We start from the raw sequence: 21418 nt of genomic DNA on the forward strand, positions 1-21418 counted from the left end.
GAGACCCAAAGAATGAAACTCCTCGCCGCCGGCCTCGTTGCAGCCGCCGCCTTCGCCACCAGCTTTGACGCATCGGCCCAGGCCGTGACCTACTCGGTCGAACCCACCCATACCTTCGTCACGTGGGAAGCCAAGCACTTCGGCACCTCCACCAGCCGAGGCCGCTTCGACAAGAAGGACGGCTCCATCACGATCGACCGCGCCGCCAAGACGGGCCGCGCCGAGATCACGATCCAGATGGGCTCCATGAACACGGGCGTCGCACCCTTTGACAAGCACCTGACCGGCCCGGATTTCTTCAATGCCGAGAAATTCCCGACCGCCGTGTTCAAGGGCGAGAAGTTCACCTTCGAGGGTGACAAGGTCACCGCCGTGGAAGGCACGCTCACCATGCTCGGCAAGACCAACCCCATCACCCTCAAGGGCACGGGCTTCAACTGCTACCAGAACCCTTTCTTCAAGCGGGAAGTCTGCGGCGGCGACTTTGAAGCCACCGTCAAGCGCAGCCTGTATGGCATGACCTACGGTCTGCCCGGCATCCCGGACGACATCCGTCTGCTGATCCAGATCGAAGCCGTTCGCCAGTAAAGCGCCGATCTGCCTATTGCGCGGGGCGGCTCGGCGCTTGGCGTGCCGCGCTGCGCAAACATCCTGTCACGCATTCGCGGTGTCCGCGCACCGCGCAGGCGCGATACGCTCCGGTCACGGAGGGAGAGCGATCTCGGGTTGATGACGATGCGTTCTTCAAAGGCAGTGAGCACACAGGGCACCCGCGCACAGACGCTGGGTGCCCTATTGCTTTGCGCAGCGTCCATGGGTGGCGCCGCCGCGCAGACTGAACGGCCCAATCCGCCTGCTGCACCCGTGACGCAGCCTGCATCACCCCCGACTGCGCAGCCCGGCGGTGCCCCGGCGCCATCGGCCACGAATGGGCAGTCCAACGGGCAGTCCAATGGCACGGCCGCGACGCCAAGCAGTGCGGATTCCGCCAGGTTTTCCGCGGCGGCGCTGGGCGCGCGCTCGCTTCAGCTGAGCGGGATCGAGCGCTTCGGCGTCGAGCCCGTGTTCAGCTTCGTCACCTGGGAGGTGCGCCACTTCGCCACCTCCACCACGCGCGGACGCTTCCAGATCAAGGGCGGGCGCATCGTGCTCGACAAGACCGGCAAGCAGGCCGATGTGGCCGTGGATCTGGACATCGCCTCAGTCTCCACCGGCGTGCCGGAGTTCGATGACAGCCTGCGCGGCCCGCGCTTCTTTGACACCGCACAGTTCCCGGACGCGCGCTTCGAGGGCCGCACATTGCGCTTTGAGGGCGACCGTCTGGTGGAAGTGGTAGGCGAGATGACCCTGCGCGGCCAGACCCATCCGCTGACCCTGCGCACCAGCGGGATTCGCTGCTACGTCCATCCGCTGCGCGGTGGCGAGTACTGCGGTGGTGACTTCGAAGGCACGATCAGCCGTGGCCGCTACGGCATGAACTTCGGCTGGCCCTTCGTCGGCGACAACGTCCGCCTGCTGATCCAGATCGAGGGGCAGCGACAGGCCCAATGAAACAAAGCGGGCTGCTTCGCAGCCCGTGTTCTTCGCGCTTCAGACCCCGGCGAGGGCCTTGGGCATCTCCTGGCGCCAGTCGAAGAGCGTGTCTTCGTCGATGCGCAGCACCTTCATGGCGCGTGTGAGGCTTTCCTGCGAGGGTGCGCGATGCACGAAGCCCTGGGTCTCGGGCACGAGTTCATCGGCCACCACGGCGGCCGCCACCAGCGCGCGCGTGGCGGGGGCGAGGGTGTCGTCGGTCAGTGCATCCATGTCGTGATGCAGTTCGATCGCCCAGGCGAGCTCGTCGGGCATGTTCCATTCCAGCGCCAGATGCACACCGACGCTGGCATGGTCTGCGCCGTGCTCGCCGTGCTCCACGTCGCGCGCGGTGCGCTCCATCTCGGCACCGGCGGCCTGCAGGGTGTCCAGATAGCTCGGATGCAGGTTGGCCATGATCGGGATCCCGACGTCCAGGAACATGCCGGCGATGTGCGCCAGATCCATTGGGCAGCGGCGGCTCTTCTGGGCGATGAAGGCCATGGCTGCGCCGCGGCGGGCGCAGGCGTCCCAGAAGCGGGTGAGCAGCGGGTCCTTGGTGGGCACGAGGTTTCGCAGGGCAAAGCCGGTGACCAGGCTCATCGCCTGCGACAGACCCATGAGCGTGAGCGCCTGCTCGATGGAGCCGACGCTGCGATTCAGACCGAAGAAGGGAGAGTTGGCCGCCTTGAGCAGGGCCGCCACAAGCGAGGGGTCGCGACCGATGATTTCGGTGATGCGCTTGAAGCTCGGGTCGTCCTTGTTGGCCTCGGCATGCAGCAGGGCCACGACTTCGGGGCGCGGCGGAATGCGCAGCTTCTGGATGATGTCGGCATCCAGGTCTGACTGCAGTTGCTCGCGGGACGCGATGGCGGTGCTCATGGGGGCTTCTCCAAAAACTCGATCGGGGGCTCGGCCATTTTGGTCAGCCTGCCCGGCCCGGAAAGCACCGATAAGTTGCGGTTTTTCCGGGCATTTTTGCGTCGAGCAGGGGCATTGGGCGGGCGGATCAGACGGAATTCGCAAGCCGGGCGGCTAAGCTTGCATCCTTCGCAGTTGCCCGTTTTTCAGCCGCCCGCGCCGCGCGAACCGGCCGCGCTTGAACGGGTTATCGACCGTCTGTTTCAGAACTGCAGCGCCGTGTGCGCCGCGTTTACCCGTAGTCACTTCCCTTTTTCTTCGGACCACCATGGCTCAGTACGTCTACAGCATGAACCGCGTGGGCAAGATCGTTCCGCCCAAACGCGAGATCCTCAAGAACATCAGCCTGTCCTTCTTCCCGGGTGCCAAGATCGGCGTGCTGGGCCTGAACGGATCGGGCAAATCCACGCTGCTGAAGATCATGGCCGGGGTGGACAAGGAGATCGAGGGCGAGGCCGTGCCCATGCCGGGCATCAAGATCGGCTATCTGCCGCAGGAGCCGAAGCTGGACCCCGAGCACAGCGTGCGCGAGGAGGTCGAAGCCGCCATGGGTGATGTGATGAAGGCGCAAAAGGAGCTGGACCGCATCTACGCCGCCTATGCCGAGCCGGACGCCGATTTCGACGCACTTGCGGCCGAGCAGGCCAAGTACGAAGCCATCCTGTCCACCAGCGGCTCGGACAGCAACACCCAGATGGAGATTGCTGCCGACGCGCTGCGTCTGCCGCCCTGGGACGCGAAGATCGGCCATCTGTCGGGCGGCGAGAAGCGCCGCGTGGCCCTGTGCAAGTTGCTGCTTGAAAAGCCCGACATGCTGCTGCTGGACGAACCCACCAACCACCTGGATGCCGAAAGCGTCGACTGGCTGGAGCAGTTCCTGCAGCGTTTCCCGGGCACCGTGGTGGCCGTGACCCACGACCGCTACTTCCTGGACAACGCCGCCGAGTGGATCCTGGAACTCGACCGCGGCCACGGCATTCCCTGGAAGGGCAACTACAGCTCCTGGCTGGACCAGAAGCAGGAACGCCTGAAGATCGAGGAAAGCCAGGAATCCGCCCGCCAGAAGGCCCTGAAGAAGGAGCTGGAGTGGGTGCGCCAGAACCCCAAGGGCCGCCAGGCCAAGAGCAAGGCGCGTCTGGCGCGCTTCGAGGAACTGAACAGCATCGAGTACCAGAAGCGCAACGAGACCCTGGAGATCTTCATCCCGCCGGGCGAGCGTCTGGGCGACAGTGTGATCGAGTTCAAGGGCGTGTCCAAGAGCTTCGGTGACCGCATGCTGATCGACAACCTCAGCTTCCAGGTGCCGCCGGGGGCGATCGTCGGCATCATCGGCCCCAACGGCGCGGGCAAGTCCACGCTGTTCAAGATGATCCAGGGCATCGAGAAGCCGGATTCCGGCGAAGTCGTGATCGGCCCGACGGTGAAGATCGCCGCCGTGGACCAGAGCCGCGATGCGCTGGGCAACACCAAGACGGTCTGGGAAGAGATCTCCGGCGGCCTGGACATCATGACCGTGGGCAAGTTCGAGATGCCCAGCCGCGCCTACATCGGCCGCTTCAACTTCAAGGGGGCGGATCAGCAAAAGCAGGTCGGCATGCTGTCCGGCGGTGAGCGCGGCCGCCTGCACCTGGCCAAGACGCTCTCGGCCGGCGGCAACGTGCTGCTGCTGGACGAACCGTCCAACGACCTCGACGTGGAAACCCTGCGTTCGCTGGAAGACGCGCTGCTCGAATTCGCCGGCTGCGTCATGGTCATCAGCCACGACCGCTGGTTCCTCGACCGCATCGCCACCCACATCCTGGCCTGCGAGGGCGACTCCCACTGGGAGTTCTTCGCCGGCAACTATCAGGAATATGAAGAGGACAAGAAGAAGCGGCTCGGTGAAGAGGGTGCCAAGCCGAAGCGGGTGCGCTACAAGCCGGTCACACGCTAGTCAGTCGCGCGATCGATGCGCAAAGCACAAGGCCCCGCCACGGCGGGGCCTTGTGCTTTCGGCGCTGATCGTTGAGCCCGGACTCGCAATCAGAGATCGGCTCTGGGCGCGGATCTTCAGGCCAAACTGGCTGGGAAGCCGCATCCACCAAGCGAGATGCATCGCACGGGGCGTGCGCACAGGGTGCGAATCTGTGCGGCAGCGCAGCACAGCGTGTGCATCGCGTTCAGGTCTATCGGGGCGCTGCGCTTGACGTCGCCGAATCGGCTTTCGGGCGGTAGCGCTCATACAGTCGCTTGAGTTCGCCGTCGCGCGCCAGGCGAACCAGGGCCCGGTTCAGGCGCTCACGCGTGGCCGCGCTTACATGCGGGCCGAGCACCATGTACTGGTCTTCGCGGTGAAAGACGGTGGGCAGCCAGCGCACCTGGGCCGCCTTGGGGTTGTCCTGCAGCAAGGCGTCCAGGTTCATGTCGGACTGATAGAAGAAGCGCCCGCGCTGCGCCAGCAGCTTGTCGAGCACCCGGTCGAGACGGATGGTGCTGTCATCGACCGTGATGCCCGCACTGCGCAGCATCGGGACATACGCGGTGCCCTGGGTGGTCATCACCAGGTTGTTCTGACCCAGCGCGACGATGGCAGCCAGGTCCTGTACCTCGATCGGGTCGTCCCTGCGCACAAGGACGCGGTGCTGGATCGGAAACAGGGGCTCGTCGAGAAAGACCAGGCTCTCCTGCCGTTTCTGCGTACGCAGCAAGCCGCAGAACACATCGAGCTCGCCGCCGGCGAGCATCAGCTCGATGCGCCGCAGGGGTACCAGACGCTTCTCCCCGGAGATGCGCAGGTCCGGCGCGACCCGTTCGAGTCGCCGGAAGAGCTCGATGCAGAAGCCGGGGCGTGCCGGTGTCGAGGGCGAGAACTTGGCGGCGACCCCTTCCTGGGCTGCCGTTCGCAGCACGGTGGGAGCGGCCTGCGCACCGCTCACCCCCAGAAGCGCGGTACTGATCAGCGCAATCCGTAGCCACCCAAGCCCCGCTCGGCGGCTTGGTCGAGCGCCGGGCTGCACCGCGGGCAGTACCCCGTGCAGTGGATCGGGCATTCGGCGGGCGGGTGCGTCCGGGTTCAAGCGGGGATGTTGCTGTCGAGGAACGGGTAATCCGTATAGCCGATCTCGTCGGGTCCGTAAAAGGTGGCTGGCTGTGCGGCGTTCAGCGGGGCATCGAGTTCCAGGCGTCGCGGCAGATCAGGGTTGCTGATGAAGGGCACGCCGAAGGCCACCGCATCGACGCGGCCCGTTGCCACGGCCTCCAGCGCCATCTCACGCGTGTACTTGTTGTTGGCTACGACGGCGCCGGGAAAGCGCGACTTGATGCCCGCAAAGTCGAAGCCCTCGAGCTTGCGTTCGCCGCCCGTGATGCCCTCGATGAGGTGCACGAAGGCGATCCGACGATCCGCCAGCGCATCGATGACTGCGCCGTAGGTGGTCTGCGGGTTGCTGTCGGCCGGAGATCCGTTGCCGCTGGACACAGGCGACAGACGGATACCCACGCGGCTCCGGCCAAACACTTCGATCGCGGCGTCCACCGCCTGCAGCATCAGCTTCATGCGGTTCTCGATCGGACCGCCGTAGTCATCGGCGCGCTTGTTGATGCTGTCGCGCAGGAACTGCTCGAGCAAGTAGCCATTGGCGCCATGGATTTCCACGCCGTCAAAGCCGGCACGCTGCGCGACTTGGGCAGCATGTCGGTAGGCTGCAACCACAGAGTCAATCTCGTGCCGCTCCAGGGCGCGAGCCGTGACACGTTCCTTGCGGCCGCCAGGCGTGTGCACGAAGCCACCCGGGTTGAACGCGCTGGCCGACACGGGCAACGCACCACCGGGCTGCAGATCGGGGTGCGAGATGGCACCCACATGCCAGAGCTGCGCCACGATACGCCCGCCGGCGGCATGTACCGCGTCGGTCACCAGGCGCCAGCCGGCCTCCTGCTCGGCGCTGTAGATGCCTGGCGTGTTCATGTAGCCCATGCCCTCCGGCATGATCTGCGTGGCCTCGGAGACGATCAGTCCGGCCCCGGCGCGCTGTGCGTAATAGGTGGCATTCAGGGTGCGAGGGGCGAGCGTGCCCGGCGTGGCGCGGCAGCGAGTCAGCGGCGCCATGAAGATGCGGTTGCGTACGGCGATATCGCCGATCTGTGCTGGGGAAAAGAGGCTGGTTGTCATGCGCGCATTGTGAATGCGAAGTGGTCTGTGCTGTCTGGATCGGCCAGCCATTGCGGTGCAGGATGCCCGGTACACCAGCTATCGGCCACCATGTCCCGTCCGAGCACGTGGCAGGCGATCCGCTTGCTCGTCGGCATCAAGTGCGCAAGCATGAGCAAATCTTCGCTGGGAACACCCACCATGGCCACGATTCGCCCCTCGTTTGCTGCGCTTGCACTGCTCCTGATCGCGCAATGCGCTGCTGCGCAGACCATCTACAAGTGCACGCGGCCGGACGGCAAGGTGGAGTTCACGGACCAGCCTTGCCAGAACTCCGGAAGCAGCGGCAAGCCCCTGGATGTCCGGCCGGCGCTGCCTGCGGACGCCAAGGCGGCCCAGGAGGCCCGTGAACGTGCCCAGCGAGACGCCGAGCGCGCCCGCGCTGCATCCGCTGGCCCTGCGCCCGCCCCGGCAGCGCTCAATGCCGGCACACCCACGGCAGCGCCATCGACGGCAGGCGCCAAGCCCGCCGCGGCGGCGATCCCGGACGATCAGACCCTGATTGCGCAGTGCGAAGCGGCACGCGGCGTGGACTGCCGGGACCCGAAGACCTTGCAGCGCCTTCGCGAGGAAGCCACGCCGAAGAGCGCCGAGGAGCGGCGCGAGGAGCGGCGGCGTCTGGATGAGGAAGAGGCACGCCGCAAATCCAATCCGCGCTAGGCACGTAGGGGCTCGGCGAGCGCTGGCGCCGGAGCTGCACGTCGGATCGGCCGTACGTTGTCGGCAACCAGCGCGTCGGGGGGTAAACCCAAGGTAAAGCGTGCGCCCAGCCCTGGGGTCGACTCTGCCCCGGCCCGGCCACCGAGACGCTCCATGACTTTTGAGACCACGGACAGGCCAATGCCTGTGCCGGAGAACTCGGTCCCGGGGTGCAGGCGAGAGAACGGCTTGAACAGGCGCGAGGCCTGCGAGTCGTCAAAGCCCACGCCGTTGTCGATCACGTGAACCTCCAGCGACCCGTCCGGCTGGACGCTTGACAGCACGGACACGCTAGGCTGGTCTGCACTGGCGCTGAACTTCACGGCATTGCTCATGAGATTCATCAACGCCAGTCGCAGCAGCGAGGGGTCGGTCATGACCGTGTGTTCGCACGAGAAGTGCCAAGCCACCGGTCGGGCGGGATCCGGCTGCTCAAGCGTGGCGACGCAGGATTCCACGAGGGTGCGCAGATGTACCGGCGTGGGCTGCACCGGGCTGGAACTGGCGCGCGCGAGCTCCAGAAGCGCTTCGAGCATTTCAAGCGTGATGTCGGCCTGCTGCTCTGCCAGACCGAGAAAGTTGGTGCGGCCCGGCGGGACGGAAACAAGCTGTGCGCGTGCAAGCCCGATCAGGCTGCGCACCTGCGAAAGTGGTGTGCGAAGGTCATGGGCGACATTGCGCACGAAGCCTTCCATGTCGGTGTAGGCCAGCGAGAGCGCATGCGTGCGCTGGCGAACCTGTTGCTCCAGTTCGGCGTTGTAGCGCTGCAGTTGTTGCTCGCGTCGCTTGCGCTCGCTGATGTCCCGCCCTACGCCCTGGTAGCCGAGAAACCGCCCCTGGGCATCGAATCGTGGCTCACCGGCAATAGATGCCCAGGCCTGGCTGCCGTCCGTGTGGGTCTTGCAGAGCTCTAGCCCGCGAAAGGGCAGATGCTCGCTCAGGTCCCGCTGGTGCTGCGCCCACTGCGCGGCACTCAGGCTGGTGGGGCTGAGTTCCCATCTCGTCTTGCCGAGCATTTCGCTTGGGGCAAAGAACTTGTCCTCGAAGCCGGAGGTGACATAGGTCAGGCGGTGCTGTTCGTCGGTCTCCCAGTAGTAGTCGCTGGACAGCTGTGCACGCACACGCCAGCGCTGCTCGGAGTCACCGAGGATCTTCTCAAGCGTGCCCACCAGTTGCTGCAGTTCGGCTGCCGTGTCCGGATCGACACCAGCCAGGTTGTCGCTGATGTGTCGCGGGTGCGCCTGGGTGCCGTCTCGGCCCAGTTCCTCGTTGATGCGCTGCAGGACGCGCTGTGCAGACTGCGTTGCGCGGCGATGCAGCAGCGTCAGCTGCCAGACCCAGGTCACGGCGCAGAGCAGGAAGGCGATGGCGGAGAGCCACTGCAGGCGCCGGTTGTTGTGTTCCTGGCGGTCGATCTCACGGGTGACTGCCTTGGTCAGATCGATCGCCTGGGTCTGCAACTGCGCGTACGCGGCGCGGCGATCGGCAGGTGCGTAGGCGGCATCGAAGTCGGCGCCCGTGCTGAGCGCGGCCCAGCCGTTAGCTAGGCGCGCATGTTGGTCGAGCAGGTCTGGTGCGTCGAGGTGCCCCAGCACGCTTCCGACGCGGGCAAGCTGGGCCGTCAGGGCAGCGTTGGCCTGAGCAGCATCAGATCCGGCGCCAGTGAGCTCCGCCAGTTGCGCTTCCACGATGCGGGTACGCAGGTAGCCCGTGACTTCGACCACATCGCCACCGGGCGGGCGCGCCAGAAACGCGCTGAACATTGACGCAAATGCAATCAATACCGTCAGTGCGAGTACCCCGACAGACCAGCGCCGTCCAGGCTTGAATCGGCTGCCCGGCGAGAACGCCTGATTGAATGCTGTCTGTTGCCCGGATCGGGCTGCCACGGTACTGCCCAGGGAGGAGTGGGGCTGGGAGTCCATCGTTTTGTCCTAGACAAACTAGCTTGCATGCTAGACGTAACGTGACGTAGCGGCTAGGGCATCGCTTTCCCTTGGCCCACCGCAGGGGCATTGATGCGCCGCAAAAACCATATTGCGATCTCTGCAATGTGCCGGCGCCGAATGATCGACAATCCACGCTTTTGCGCCACAAGCATCGCTCTTGGCGCCCGGCATTCGCAGACAAAGGGATTTCATGGCCGCGATCGAGCCCGAAAATGTCCTCACCGTTCACCACTGGAACGACACGCTCTTTTCATTCACCACCACACGCGGCCAAAGCCTGCGCTTCGAGAACGGTCACTTCGTCATGATTGGCCTGCCTGTGGACGGCCGGCCTCTGCTGCGGGCCTACAGCATCTGCAGCGCCAATTACGAGGAGCAACTCGAGTTCCTGTCCATCAAGGTGCAGGATGGTCCGCTCACCAGCCGGCTGCAGCACCTCAAGCCCGGCGACGAACTGCTTGTGGGCCGCAAGCCGACGGGCACGCTGGTGATCAGCGACGTGAATCCTGGCCGCAACCTCTATCTGTTGAGTTCCGGTACGGGCATGGCGCCCTTCATGTCGATCATCCGTGACCCGGAGACCTATGAGCGCTTTGAGAGGGTCATCCTGGTGCATAGCGTACGGATCGTGAGTGAGCTGGCTTATCACGACTACCTGCTCAACGAACTGCCGAGGCACGAGTTTCTGGGCGAGATGGTCAGCAAGCAGTTCCTGTACTACCCAATCGTCACGCGCGAACCGTTCAAGAACATGATGCGCCTGACCACGGCGATCGAGACCGGCAAGCTGGAGAGCGATCTCGGCCTGCCGCGCATTGATCCCAAGCAGGATCGCGCGATGATCTGTGGCAGTCCGAGCATGCTGGCCGATACGCGCGCAGTGCTCGACAAGCTGGGCATGGTCATCTCGCCGGGGATCGGCCAGCCGGCCGACTACGTGATCGAACGCGCTTTCGTGGAACGCTGACGAAGCAGCTGCGGGCGCGGCGACGCGGTGTCTGCGCGACTAGCTTGCGCTCACCAGCGGCGGCATCGCAAGTGCATGTGCCCGCGCATTGATCGCACGCCGGATCAGATCTTCCTGGGCGCGCAGTCTCTGAAGCACGGCCGCTAGCCGCGGCCGTTCATCGTCAGCGGGAACGCCTTCCAGCGCTCGCAGCTGAATTTCATTGAAGTGGATGAAGGCCAGGTACTGGTCAATGACATCATCCGTCTGCGCGACGGCTTCCTGGGCGCGGCGTTGCATGGCGCGAGCGTCGCTCATGCGTCCGAGATGCGCCAGACACAGGGCGCGATCACTGAAGTGGCCGGACGTCTCCAGGCCCAGACCGTATTCGGCCTCATCGAGATGCGCGTCGAACAGCGCCAGCGCGCGCGCATGCTCACCTGACAGCGTCAGCAGACCCGCGAGTACCAGCGGTGCCTGAAAGCTGCTCTGCTTCAGGCCGAGCGCCTCGGAGAACATTTGCCCGCTCTCCAGCCCGATGATGGCCTGCTTGAGCGCAGCCATGTTGGGCTGCCCCGCAATCCAATCCAAGCGCACGTCATCTGCTTGCGCGAGAGTCATGTACCGCAGCACGGAGCGCTCGAGTTCGGGGTCTCCGCTGCGACGCGCCTGCCGTGTAGCGAACTGCGCCCAAGCCAGCGCCGGCGCCATCTGGCGCGCTGTCAGGAACAGACCCTGCGCGGCGTAGCCGGCGCGCGCAAGCGTGTCGGCATCGGCATGATCCACCGCGCCGATAATCTGCACGATGGCATCGAGCGGTGCGATCGAACGGTGATCCGCCAGCGGGTAGTACAGCGCATACCAGGACAGCACCTCGAGGACGACCGCTTGTTCGCTGCACTCTCGAGCGAGTGCGACGGCATCGGAAAAGGCCGATCGGCTCTGTGTCCAGCCCACCGTGTAGCTCAGGTTCACCGCCCATGCGGTCGCTCGCAGGGCCTGCGCCTCGGCGCTGAGCCGCTCGGCGGACATGCGATCGATCTCATGAAGGCAATTCATGGACTCGGGCATATCCAACAGCCGGGCCTGGATCAGGCTGCGGCGCGCGAGTTCGCGCGCCCGCTCGTCGGCAGGCAGCGACGATTGGAGCTTGGCGGTATTACGGGACAGTGGGCCGTGCTGCATCGGTGGACTGGATGGAGCGCAATCAGCTGGACTTGGTGTGCAGGCAACTGCTCGCCAAGTCGTTCCGGAAGCGCCGGATGCTAACGCGTGTACTCGTCGAAAGCCGTTGAAAACGTGAGCTTGGTGACATCTCTACACGCACACGCAGCGTTGTTCTGTGCAGGCCGAATTCGTGAAATGCGTCACACCCGCTCTGTGCGTACCTGGAGCCAGTCGAGCGCTGCGCCTGACACGTGGGGGCTGATGCGCGCGCGCACCATCGCGTGATAGTCGTTGAGCCAGTCACGCTCGTCCTCTCGCAGCAGGCTGGTATCGATGCAGCGCGTGTCGATCGGGCAAAGCGTCAGTGTTTCGAAGGCTAGAAATTCGCCGAACGGCGTGGTCTCAGTGGGTACGTTGAGCACCAGGTTCTCGATGCGCACGCCCCAGTGGCCTTCACGGTAAATGCCGGGTTCGATCGAGGAGATCATGCCTGGCTCCATGGCCATGGCGGCATCCGGAATCGTGCGCGAGATGCTCTGCGGGCCTTCGTGAACGTTCATGAAGTACCCCACGCCATGACCGGTTCCGTGGCCATAGTCGATGTGCTCGGCCCAGATCGGTGCCCGCGCGATCGCGTCCAGCATCGGCGACAGCGTGCCGCGCGGAAACGCGGTGCGAGATAGCGCCATCATGCCCTTGAGCACGAGGGTGCAATCGCGGCGCTGGGCATCGGTGAGGGTGCCGATCGGCACCATGCGCGTGATGTCTGTGGTGCCGCCCAGGTATTGGCCGCCCGAGTCGATCAGCAGCAGGCCATCGCCTTCGATCACGGCGTGGGCGTCGTCGGTGGCGCGGTAGTGGGGCAGGGCGCCGTTGGCTCGGAAGCCGGCGATCGTCGAGAAGCTGGGGCACACAAACCCGGGCCGCTTGGCACGTGCGGCGGTGATGCGGGTGTCGATGTCCAGCTCGGTGATGCGATCTCCCGCAGCAAGGCTTGCTTCGAGGCCTGCAAAGAATTCTGCAAGCGCCGCGCCGTCCTGTTCCATGGTGCTGCGGATGAACCGCGCCTCGTCTGCGGTCTTGCGCGACTTGGCCAGCGTGGTGGGATTCACGGCTTCCACAATCCGCACACCCTGCGGGAGATGCGCGAGGATGCCGGCGGTCACGCGCTTCGGGTCGACCAGCATGGCCGTGCCGACCGGTACCGAAGCGAGTGCAGCGGGCAGGCTTTCGTACGCAGCCAAAGCGACGCTCGCGCTCTGCAAGGCTGCGCGCGTGGCCGCGCTGAACTTGCCGGTGTCCGCAAACAAGGTGGCGCCCTGCGGGCCAATCAGCAGGTGCGCAAGAAAGACCGGATTGAAGGGCACGTCGCTGCCACGCAGGTTCAGCAGGTAGCCGATGTCATCCAGCGTCGAGATCAAGTGCCAGTCTGCGCCGGCGGTGCGCATCGCCTCGCGCGTGGCGGTCAGCTTGGCTTCTCGCGCAAGCGGGGCCTGCGGCGCGCCGTGCTCGACCACTGGCGCTGCGGGAAGCGCCGGGCGGTCCGCCCAGATGGCAGCCACAGGGTCCTTAGTGCTCACCAGCGCGCCGCCCGCACCCTGAACGGCAGCCTGCAGCGCGCGATGGGCCGCGAGACCGAGCACGGTTCCATCCACCGCCACTCGCTTGCCCGGTGCCAGCCGGGCGGCCAGCCACTGCAGATGCAGGCTGCTGACTACCGCGGGAAGTTTTTCCAGCGCAATGCCGCTGCCGGCCAGCTCCTGCTCTGCCGCAGTCCAGTAGCGGCTGTCGGCAAACAGCGCGGCCTCATCCGTGGTGACGATCAGCGTGCCCACCGAGCCCGTGAACCCGCTGAGCCACTCGCGGCTCTTCCAGCGTGCCGGCAGGTACTCGGACAGGTGTGGGTCGCTGGAGGGCACGACCACGGCAAACCAGCCCTGGGTCGTCATCTCTGCGCGCAGGGCGGCAACGCGTTCGCGCACGGCGGCGCGGCTGGCAATCACGGTATCCATGGAGCGGCATCCTCGAAATCTGCGCGGAGGATCGATCGATCCGCCCGCGTTCAACATGGGCAAAAGTGTATTCGGCACCCCAGAGCCCGGCGTCAGGGTCTGTGCGGGTGATCGCGCCTTGACGGCGCGCAAGCTGGCGCAGCGCGTGCCAGCTGAAAATCTGCGAGTGAGCGAGTCCCATCCGGTCCGATCCTGGCCGCGCGCCTTGCAGGAACTCCCCCGCAGCGCATGGCTGCGGCTGCTCGCGCTTGCGCTGTTCATCCCGGCCTTCTATGCGCTTTGGGCGGGCGAGGGGCTGCTCGAACGATTCGCCGTCGGGCTCTGGCTGGTCGCGGCTGCATTGCTCCTCGGCGCCTCGCGCAGCGAGCACCGGGCGGGCCAGCGCTGGTTCGACGCGGCGCTGGCAGTGGCTGCATGTGTCACCGTGCTTTTGCCGGGCGTGCACCAGTGGCCGGTTTGGCTGCCGCGTCTCGCGGTGGCGACGGTTCTGGCCGTGCGCGTTGTGCTGGACGCGCGCGTGTTCCTGCGACGCGATCGGCTCTGGATGCTGCTGGTGGCCGCCGCTGCCTGCTGGGCGCTCGGCGGAGTCGGGTTCTACTGGCTGGATCCGCGTGTTCACAGCGTGGCCGATGGCCTGTGGCTGGCGTTCACGACAGGCGCCACGGTGGGCTACGGCGACTTGATCCCCACGGTGGGGACCTCGCGGATTCTGGCCCTGTTCGTGGTGCTGGTGGGCTACACCTTCCTGTCCCTCATCACGGCTGCCATGGTGACTGCCCTGCTCGGGCGCGAGGAGCGCATGCAGATGCACGCCCTGCACCGTGACATTGCCGCCCTGCACGCCGAGATCAGGGCGCTGCGCCAGAGCCTGCAGTCGTCTGGCGCGGCACCACCGCCGCCCGATACGCATGCCAGGACGCATGCCCCAGCACCGGCCCCACCACCAGCAGGCCCATGAACCAGGGCAGCATGGCCAGCACCACCAGCAGCGTGAGCAGCGTACCCCAGACGAACATCGTCATCGGATTGAGAAAGCACACGCGAAAGCTCGTGATGCCGGCACTGATGCCGTCGGTGTCGCGGTCCATGATCATCGGGATCGAGATCACGCTGGTGCAGAAGATCAGCGCCGCGAAGACCGCACCCACGGCGGCATAGGCGATCACGAACTCGATGTTCTCCGGGTTCAGCAGCAAATCCAGGGTGCTGTGCGCACTGGGCATGGTGTTGAAGGACACGGCGAACACGACGAGCGCCGAGCGACTCCAGAGCATCTCGAGCACCACCAGCACGCCCAGGTAGAGCACGAGTGCGCTGAAGTTGCTGTCCCAGGCCGTGAGGGATCGGCCCAAGCTCGGCGGCTCGCTGCGCTCAAGGCGCCGGCTGACGTCATACAGGCCGATGGCAAGGAAGGGCCCCAGGAGCAGAAAGCTGCCGCAGAGCACGAGTGTCCATTGCGGAGATCGCACGAAGGTCCATGCGATGGCCAGGCCCATCGATGCAAAGCAGGCGCCGTAGAACAGGCCGATACCCGGTGCATGCATGAAATCGCGCCAGCCCAGCACGAGCCAGCGCAACGGGTCGGCCGGGCTGAGTTCGCGCACGGCGGGAAGACCTCGCTCAGGCGCGGCTGTGGCCGGTACCGCGGGGCCGTCGGGCGTTTGCGGCGCATCCGCCGGATGCGGCATGTCTTGCGGGTCTGCGCCCATCGGTGTCATCCTCCACCCTCGTTTCACGGCACTTATAGATCGGAGAGCGGGGCAATGGCTAGCAGCGCGCAGGCCGGGCAGGGCAGCATGGATTACGCAGATCAGCAGGCGCTTGCCGTGCTGTACCCGGCTTTGGCCGAGGGCCTGCGCGGCTTGCCTGGCGGCGCGGCGGGGCTGCGCTGGATGGACGTGGACCCTGGCACCGTGCTGTTTGATGAGCAGCAGCCCTGCATGGGTCTTGCCTGCGTGCTAAGTGGCGGGGTGCGCGTGATCAAGCGTCTGCCCGAGGCGCGTGGCGGCCGCAAGGCGCCGCGGCAGATGCACCTGTACGACGTGACCCCGGGGGAGAGCTGCGCCGCCACACTCGCCTGTCTGGCCGGCGATCACCCCTATCGGCTGACAGGCGTAGCCAACCCTGGCACGCGGCTGGCGCTGGTGCCCACGCCGGTGTTCTTTGCGCTGCTCGATCAGTCCGCGGCGTTTCGGCGCTTTGTGTTCGATTCATTGGCCACGCGGATCGTGGATCTGCTGGCCGTGGTGGAGGAAGTGTCGGTCAAGCGCCTGGATGAACGGCTGGCGGCGCATCTGCTGGGCCGTGGCCGCGTGGTGGAAGTGACGCACCAGGAACTGGCGGACGAAATCGGTTCCGTGCGGGAGATCGTCTCGCGCCTGCTGCGCAGCTTTGCGGAGCAGGGGTGGATCGCACAGCAGCGGCAGGCCATCGAGATCCTGGATGCGCGCGCCTTGCGTGAACTGGCCGACGGCGGACAGCGCTCCTCGCCGGACGCCACGTCGCGCAATTGATCCAGCGCAAGCCGCGGGCGGTTTGGCGTGAAGCGATGTGACCGCAGTCACAGACGATCGGCGGCGCGGCCTCCAGAATGCCTCTACCGACACAACTTTTCGGACGGAGGGCATCATGAAAGCCAATGTAGGAAACATCGACCGGGTGCTGCGCTTTGCAGTGGGTTTGCTGCTGATCGCACTGGCCGCCACGGGCGTGGTGGGCGTGTGGGGCTGGATCGGCGTGGTGCCCCTGGCCACGGCGCTGTTCCGCTTTTGCCCGGCGTACACGCTGCTGGGCATCAACACCTGCGCAATGAAGAAGGCCTAGGCAGCCGGCGCAGCTTTCCGCTTGTCTGGCGCGGCTTTCCAGCCATTTCGGTCTGGGAAGCCGCATGAATGCAAAGTTTCTGCTTGCGGGATCGGGCTGAATGTCCATTTCATGCGGCTCTTGAAGGCAAATTGCCCGGTAAGCCGCACCAGACAAGCGGAAAGCCACTCCAGATCGCACTGACGCTTCATGCAGCAGGCGCGAGCCGGCGGGGCCTCAGCCGCCCCGGCTGCCCCCGCTGGGCTTGAGCAGCACCACCAGCGCGCCGCCGCCGCCATCGGCCGGGCGTGCGGCCACGAAGGCGATGACTTCGTCCTTCTGCATGAGCCAGCTGCGCACCTTGCCCTTGAGCACCGGCTGCTTGTCCTTGCTGCCCAGGCCCTTGCCGTGCACCACGCGCACGCAGCGCAGGCCGGCGCGCAGGGCTTCGCGCAGGAATTCCGCGAGCTCTTCGCGGGCTTCTTCGACGCGATGTCCGTGCAGGTCGAGCTGCGCCTGGATGCTCCAGTGCCCGCGGCGCAGCTTTACCAGCACATCGTTGCCGATGCCTTCGCGTCGCCAGCTGAGCTGATCGTCGGTCTCGAGCATCTGCTCGAGACCGAATTCGTCGGAGAACGCATCCGCCAGCACCTGCTGCTCGTCAAGCTCGCGCTGGCGCGCTTGCGGGGCCGGTTGGCGCGGCTGATGCACCACCCGCTTGCTCGCGGGCAGGGGTGTAGCGTCCTTGACGGCATCACGGAACATGCGCTCGCGTGCGGCATCGCGCTGCGCTTCAAGGGCAGCGCGCTTGCGGCGGTTTTCTTCCTCGACGCGCTGCGCATGCAGCTGCTCGCGAATCGCCTTGAGCTGGTCGAACGCGCTCATGCACTGCTCCGCGCGAACGCCGGCCGGGCTGCTTAGCCGCCGGCCTGCTCGAGGAAGCGCTGGGCGTCCAGCGCAGCCATGCAGCCCGTGCCGGCGCTGGTGATGGCCTGGCGGTAGACGTGATCCGCCACGTCGCCGGCTGCAAACACGCCGGGCACGCTGGTCATGGTGGCAAAGCCTTCGGTGCCGCTCTTGACCTTGAGATAGCCGCCGGCCATGTCGAGCTGGCCTTCGAAGATGCCCGTGTTGGGCGAGTGGCCGATGGCGATGAAGCAACCGGCGAGCTTCAGCTCCTTCGTGGCGCCTGAGCGGTTGTCCTTGATGCGCACGCCGGTCACGCCGGTCTGGTCGCCCAGCACGGCATCGAGCTCGTGGAAGTATTCGAACTTGACCTTGCCTTCGGCGGCCTTGGCCTTGAGCTTGTCGATCAGGATGGGCTCGGCCTTGAACTTGTCGCGGCGGTGGATCACGGTCACGGTGTTGGCAATGCCCGTGAGATACAGCGCCTCTTCCACTGCGGTGTTGCCACCGCCCACCACGCAAACGTCCTGACCCTTGTAGAAGAAGCCGTCGCAGGTGGCGCAGCCGCTTACGCCCTTGCCCATAAAGGCCTGCTCGCTCTCCAGGCCCAGGTACTTGGCGCTGGCGCCCGTGGCGATGATGAGTGCGTCACAGGTGTAGGTGCCGGCGTCACCCGTGAGTGTGAAGGGACGCTGCTTGAGGTCCACGGTATGGATGTGGTCGAACACCATCTCGGTGTTGAAGCGCGTGGCGTGCTGCTCGAAGCGCTGCATCAGCTCGGGGCCTTGCACGCCCATCGCGTCGGCCGGCCAGTTGTCCACATCGGTCGTCGTCATCAGCTGGCCACCCTGGGCCAGGCCGGTGATCAGCACGGGGTTCAGGTTGGCACGGGCGGCATAGACGGCAGCTGTGTAACCCGCGGGGCCGGAACCGAGGATCAGGACTTTGGCGTGCTTGGCAGACATGGATGAGGGGCCTTGGCGATGAGTTGTTCTTGGGCGGCTGCAGCGTTGCACGCGTGCAGGCTGAGCAGATTGGGGCGCAGTGCCTGCGCTCAAGCCACGAGTATAGAAAGCGGGTGTTGCACCTGCACGGTCATGCCATGCAAAGAACTGATGCGCCGCATAGGCCCTTTCTATACTCGGCCCATGCGTGGTTTCCTATGAGCTTTCGACTCTCCCAGCTTGGCCCGAATACCGAGGCCGATACCGATCTCGCCGCGGCGCGTGCAAGCCGCGGCCCCGCGCTGACCGAGGAGTCCGTGCCGGTCTACAAGCGTGAGCGCGCGCGGCCTGCCGCAGTCGCCCTGCCGGCGCGCGGCGAACTGCCGCCCGAGCCCCGTTTCCTCGCCGAACTGAAGTGGATCGTCGTGAGCGTGGTCGTGCTGCTGTTGATCCTCGCGCTGGCCACCTACAGCAAGACAGACGCCGCTTGGTCCACCAGCGGCCTGGGGGGAGAGCTCAGCAATGCGATCGGCCCGGCAGGCGCTTTTGTTTCCGACCTGCTGCTGTATCTGTTCGGTCTGTCGGCCTGGTGGTGGGTGGTGCTGGGTGTGCTCTTCGTGACCCGAGCGTGGCGCCGTGCGCACGGCGGCCTGGCCTTGAGCATGCCGGCACCCGCACGGGCTGCCGGTTTTGCGCTGATTCTGCTGGGCAGCGCGGCACTGGAAGGCACACGCCTGTCCTGGCTGCACCCGCACCTGAGCCTGCCGCACGCGCCGGGCGGCTCGATCGGCTATGCCCTGGGTAACGGACTGACGAACACGATCGGCTTCACCGGTGGCACGCTGGTCTTGCTGGTGATGCTGCTGGCCGGCTTGTCGATGCTGTTCTGCTTCTCGTGGCTGAGCGTGTCCGAGCGGATCGGTACCTTTATCGAGAACCGGCTGCAGCGCCGCGTGATGGAGCAGGAGGCCCAAGAGGACCGCGCGATTGGCGAGCACGCCGCCGAGGAGCGTGCCGAGGCGCTTCGCGAGGAGGTGCTCAAGCGCGAAGAGGGTCCGAAAATCCGCATCGAGCCGCAGAAGGTCGTGGTGCCGCGCAGTGAGCGTGTGGAGAAGGAAAAGCAGCAGACCCTGTTTGCCGAGATCAATTCCGGCACGCTGCCGCAGCTTGGTTTGCTCGACGCACCGCCCGCGGTGACGGAGTTCGTGAGCCGCGAAACGCTCGAGTTCACCAGTCGCCTGATCGAGAAGAAGCTGGCGGACTTCAATGTCCAGGCCCAGGTGGTGGCTGCCTTCCCCGGCCCGGTGATCACGCGCTACGAGATCGAGCCGGCGGTGGGCGTAAAGGGCTCGCAGATCGTGAACCTGGCGCGGGATCTGGCGCGTGCACTTTCCGTGGTCAGCGTTCGCGTGGTCGAGACGATTCCCGGCAAGAGCACCATGGGCCTTGAGCTGCCCAACCCCAAGCGGCAGACCGTGCGTCTGTCGGAAATCCTCGGCTCGCAGGCCTATAACGACAGCCATTCGCTGCTAACCATGGCGCTGGGCAAGGACATTGCCGGCAACCCCATGTGTGCGGATCTTGCCAAGATGCCGCACCTGCTCGTGGCTGGCACGACCGGTTCGGGCAAGTCGGTGGGCATCAACGCCATGATTCTCAGCCTGCTCTACAAGGCCGAGCCCAACGATGTGCGCCTGCTGATGATCGACCCGAAGATGCTCGAGATGAGCGTCTATGGCGACATCCCGCATTTGCTTGCCCCGGTGGTCACCGACATGAAGCAGGCCGCAAACGGCCTGAACTGGTGCGTGGGTGAGATGGAGCGGCGCTACAAGCTCATGAGCAAACTGGGCGTGCGTAACCTGAATGGGTACAACGCCAAGATTGCCGAGGCCGAGGCGCGCGAGGAGAAGATCCCCAACCCCTTCAGCCTGACACCGGATTCGCCCGAGCCCCTGGCCAAGCTGCCCTATATCGTCGTCATCATCGATGAGCTGGCAGACCTGATGATGGTGGTGGGCAAGAAGATCGAGGAGTTGATCGCTCGCCTGGCGCAGAAGGCGCGCGCCGCGGGCATCCATCTCATCCTGGCCACGCAGCGGCCCAGCGTGGATGTGATCACGGGCCTGATCAAGGCCAACATCCCCACGCGCATGGCCTTTCAGGTGTCCAGCAAGATCGACAGCCGCACCATCCTCGATCAGATGGGGGCCGAAGCCCTGCTTGGCATGGGGGACCTGCTCTACCTGCCGCCGGGCAGCGGCATGCCGCAGCGCGTGCACGGCGCCTTTGTCAGCGATGATGAAGTGCACCGCGTCGTGGAGCACCTCAAGAAGCACGGTGAACCCAACTACATCGAGGGCATCCTCGTGGGTGGAACGCTCGGTGAGGACGGTGACGGGGTGGGCAGCGTCACCGGCATCGGTGGAGATGCAGAGAGCGATCCGCTCTACGACCAGGCCGTCGAGGTGGTGCTCAAGCATCGCCGCGCATCCATCTCGCTCGTACAGCGGCACCTGCGCATTGGTTACAACCGAGCTGCACGGCTGCTGGAACAAATGGAAGTCTCCGGGCTCGTATCGGCCATGGAGTCCAATGGCAACCGGGCGATCCTCGCACCGCAGAAGCCGGAATGAATCCCGCAGAAATGAAGCTACGTTTTCGTCTGGCGAGCCTCGCACTCGCCTGCGGCCTGAGCGCCGCGTTCGTCCCGGCGACACAGGCGGGAGCAATTGATGACTTCCAGCGCTACGTGGCGGGTCGTGGTGCCCTTACCGGGCAGTTCACGCAGGAAAGCGCAACGGGCAGCAAGCTCCGCCGTACCAGCGGCACCTTCGCTATCGCCCGGCCGGGCAAGTTCCGCTGGGCGATCGACAAGCCCTTCGAGCAATTGATCGTCAGTGACGGCGCCAAGGTCTGGTTCTGGGACAAGGACTTGAACCAGGTCACCGTGCGCCAGCTGAAGGACGCACTCTCTGCCACCCCCGTGGCCCTGCTGCTGGGTGGCGAGCTGCTGGCGCAGTTCAACCTGAAGGAGGGTGGAGAGCGCGATGGGCTGCAATGGCTCGAAGCCACCCCCAAGGGCAAGGATCTGCAGTTTCAGCGGATCGCCGTGGGCCTGAAGGACGGCGTACCGATGCGGATGGAGCTTGTGGATGCGTTCAACCAGACTTCGCGCATCCAGTTCGCACAGGTGAATAACGCCGCGCAACCCGCAGCAAACAGTTTCACGTTCTCGCCGCCTGCCGGCGCAGATGTTTTGCAGCAGTGACCGTGCACGAAGCGAAATGAAACGGGGCCGCATCGCGGCC

19 protein-coding genes are annotated in these 21418 nt (G+C 65.5%); 10 read left to right on the forward strand and 9 right to left on the reverse strand.

What is annotated here, in order from left to right:
• Window positions 1–12: 12 nt before the first annotated feature.
• The gene (locus tag ACMDW7_RS04975; RefSeq protein WP_377300349.1) at window positions 13–588 is read left to right on the forward strand and encodes a YceI family protein; all 576 of its coding nucleotides are present in this window, start codon (window positions 13–15) and stop codon (window positions 586–588) included.
• 147 nt (window positions 589–735) lie between these two features.
• The gene (locus tag ACMDW7_RS04980) at window positions 736–1551 is read left to right on the forward strand and encodes a YceI family protein (RefSeq protein WP_377300348.1); all 816 of its coding nucleotides are present in this window, start codon (window positions 736–738) and stop codon (window positions 1549–1551) included.
• Between the two features lie 39 nt (window positions 1552–1590).
• On the opposite strand, the gene ACMDW7_RS04985 is transcribed toward ACMDW7_RS04980, so the two are convergent.
• Window positions 1591–2454 carry an HDOD domain-containing protein gene (locus ACMDW7_RS04985; RefSeq protein WP_377300347.1) on the reverse strand — a complete coding sequence of 288 codons (864 nt, stop codon included), beginning with the start codon at window positions 2452–2454 and terminating at the stop codon, window positions 1591–1593.
• 307 nt (window positions 2455–2761) lie between these two features.
• On the opposite strand from ACMDW7_RS04985, the gene ettA reads away from it, so the two are divergent.
• A complete protein-coding gene (ettA, locus tag ACMDW7_RS04990; protein ID WP_377300346.1) occupies window positions 2762–4426 on the forward strand; it encodes an energy-dependent translational throttle protein EttA in 1665 nt (554 codons plus the stop codon).
• 232 nt (window positions 4427–4658) lie between these two features.
• Here the strand turns inward: ettA and ACMDW7_RS04995 are convergent, their stop codons facing one another.
• Both ACMDW7_RS04995 and ACMDW7_RS05000 read right to left on the reverse strand, forming a co-directional pair.
• Entirely contained in the window at window positions 4659–5522 is an 864-nt protein-coding gene (locus ACMDW7_RS04995; protein ID WP_377300345.1) for a substrate-binding periplasmic protein, read from the reverse strand.
• A gap of 23 nt (window positions 5523–5545) precedes the next feature.
• Window positions 5546–6643 carry an alkene reductase gene (locus ACMDW7_RS05000; RefSeq protein WP_377300344.1) on the reverse strand — a complete coding sequence of 366 codons (1098 nt, stop codon included), beginning with the start codon at window positions 6641–6643 and terminating at the stop codon, window positions 5546–5548.
• A 150-nt stretch (window positions 6644–6793) separates the two neighbouring features.
• On the opposite strand from ACMDW7_RS05000, the gene ACMDW7_RS05005 reads away from it, so the two are divergent.
• Window positions 6794–7342: a DUF4124 domain-containing protein gene (locus ACMDW7_RS05005; protein ID WP_377300343.1), complete on the forward strand. Its 549-nt coding sequence runs from the start codon at window positions 6794–6796 to the stop codon at window positions 7340–7342.
• On the opposite strand, the gene ACMDW7_RS05010 is transcribed toward ACMDW7_RS05005, so the two are convergent.
• Window positions 7339–9306 (reverse strand): sensor histidine kinase, encoded by a 1968-nt coding sequence (locus tag ACMDW7_RS05010; protein WP_377300342.1) that lies wholly within the window; start codon window positions 9304–9306, stop codon window positions 7339–7341. The genes ACMDW7_RS05005 and ACMDW7_RS05010 overlap by 4 nt on opposite strands.
• Before the next feature lie 214 nt (window positions 9307–9520).
• Here ACMDW7_RS05010 and ACMDW7_RS05015 point away from each other — a divergent pair, with 214 nt between their 5' ends.
• Window positions 9521–10297 carry a ferredoxin--NADP reductase gene (locus ACMDW7_RS05015; protein ID WP_377300341.1) on the forward strand — a complete coding sequence of 259 codons (777 nt, stop codon included), beginning with the start codon at window positions 9521–9523 and terminating at the stop codon, window positions 10295–10297.
• Between the two features lie 39 nt (window positions 10298–10336).
• Here the strand turns inward: ACMDW7_RS05015 and ACMDW7_RS05020 are convergent, their stop codons facing one another.
• Both ACMDW7_RS05020 and ACMDW7_RS05025 read right to left on the reverse strand, forming a co-directional pair.
• Window positions 10337–11461, reverse strand: a complete 1125-nt coding sequence (locus ACMDW7_RS05020) for a hypothetical protein (RefSeq protein ID WP_377300340.1) — start codon at window positions 11459–11461, stop codon at window positions 10337–10339.
• A gap of 182 nt (window positions 11462–11643) precedes the next feature.
• Window positions 11644–13455: an aminopeptidase P family protein gene (locus ACMDW7_RS05025; RefSeq protein ID WP_377300339.1), complete on the reverse strand. Its 1812-nt coding sequence runs from the start codon at window positions 13453–13455 to the stop codon at window positions 11644–11646.
• Window positions 13456–13660: 205 nt separating this feature from the next.
• On the opposite strand from ACMDW7_RS05025, the gene ACMDW7_RS05030 reads away from it, so the two are divergent.
• Complete coding sequence (locus ACMDW7_RS05030) at window positions 13661–14413, forward strand: potassium channel family protein (RefSeq protein ID WP_377300338.1); 753 nt, start codon at window positions 13661–13663, stop codon at window positions 14411–14413.
• Here ACMDW7_RS05030 and ACMDW7_RS05035 read toward each other — a convergent pair.
• On the reverse strand, window positions 14304–15164 hold the full coding sequence (locus ACMDW7_RS05035; RefSeq protein WP_414859617.1) for a DUF2189 domain-containing protein: 861 nt from the start codon (window positions 15162–15164) through the stop codon (window positions 14304–14306). The two genes, ACMDW7_RS05030 and ACMDW7_RS05035, sit on opposite strands and share 110 nt — an antisense overlap.
• A gap of 54 nt (window positions 15165–15218) precedes the next feature.
• Here ACMDW7_RS05035 and ACMDW7_RS05040 point away from each other — a divergent pair, with 54 nt between their 5' ends.
• Both ACMDW7_RS05040 and ACMDW7_RS05045 read left to right on the forward strand, forming a co-directional pair.
• Window positions 15219–15968: a Crp/Fnr family transcriptional regulator gene (locus ACMDW7_RS05040; protein ID WP_377300336.1), complete on the forward strand. Its 750-nt coding sequence runs from the start codon at window positions 15219–15221 to the stop codon at window positions 15966–15968.
• A gap of 115 nt (window positions 15969–16083) precedes the next feature.
• A complete protein-coding gene (locus ACMDW7_RS05045; RefSeq protein ID WP_377300335.1) occupies window positions 16084–16278 on the forward strand; it encodes a DUF2892 domain-containing protein in 195 nt (64 codons plus the stop codon).
• A gap of 216 nt (window positions 16279–16494) precedes the next feature.
• Here ACMDW7_RS05045 and ACMDW7_RS05050 read toward each other — a convergent pair whose 3' ends face one another.
• On the reverse strand, window positions 16495–17142 hold the full coding sequence (locus tag ACMDW7_RS05050; protein WP_377300334.1) for a Smr/MutS family protein: 648 nt from the start codon (window positions 17140–17142) through the stop codon (window positions 16495–16497).
• A 32-nt stretch (window positions 17143–17174) separates the two neighbouring features.
• Window positions 17175–18128 carry a thioredoxin-disulfide reductase gene (trxB, locus tag ACMDW7_RS05055; protein WP_377300333.1) on the reverse strand — a complete coding sequence of 318 codons (954 nt, stop codon included), beginning with the start codon at window positions 18126–18128 and terminating at the stop codon, window positions 17175–17177.
• Between the two features lie 197 nt (window positions 18129–18325).
• Here trxB and ACMDW7_RS05060 point away from each other — a divergent pair, with 197 nt between their 5' ends.
• Window positions 18326–20743, forward strand: a complete 2418-nt coding sequence (locus ACMDW7_RS05060) for a DNA translocase FtsK (RefSeq protein WP_377300332.1) — start codon at window positions 18326–18328, stop codon at window positions 20741–20743.
• Window positions 20740–21378, forward strand: a complete 639-nt coding sequence (gene lolA, locus ACMDW7_RS05065) for an outer membrane lipoprotein chaperone LolA (RefSeq protein ID WP_377300331.1) — start codon at window positions 20740–20742, stop codon at window positions 21376–21378. Before ACMDW7_RS05060 ends, lolA begins: the two co-directional genes overlap by 4 nt.
• Window positions 21379–21418: the final 40 nt, after the last annotated feature.

The organism is Piscinibacterium candidicorallinum (assembly GCF_047549485.1).
Lineage (GTDB): Bacteria > Pseudomonadota > Gammaproteobacteria > Burkholderiales > Burkholderiaceae_C > Piscinibacterium > Piscinibacterium candidicorallinum.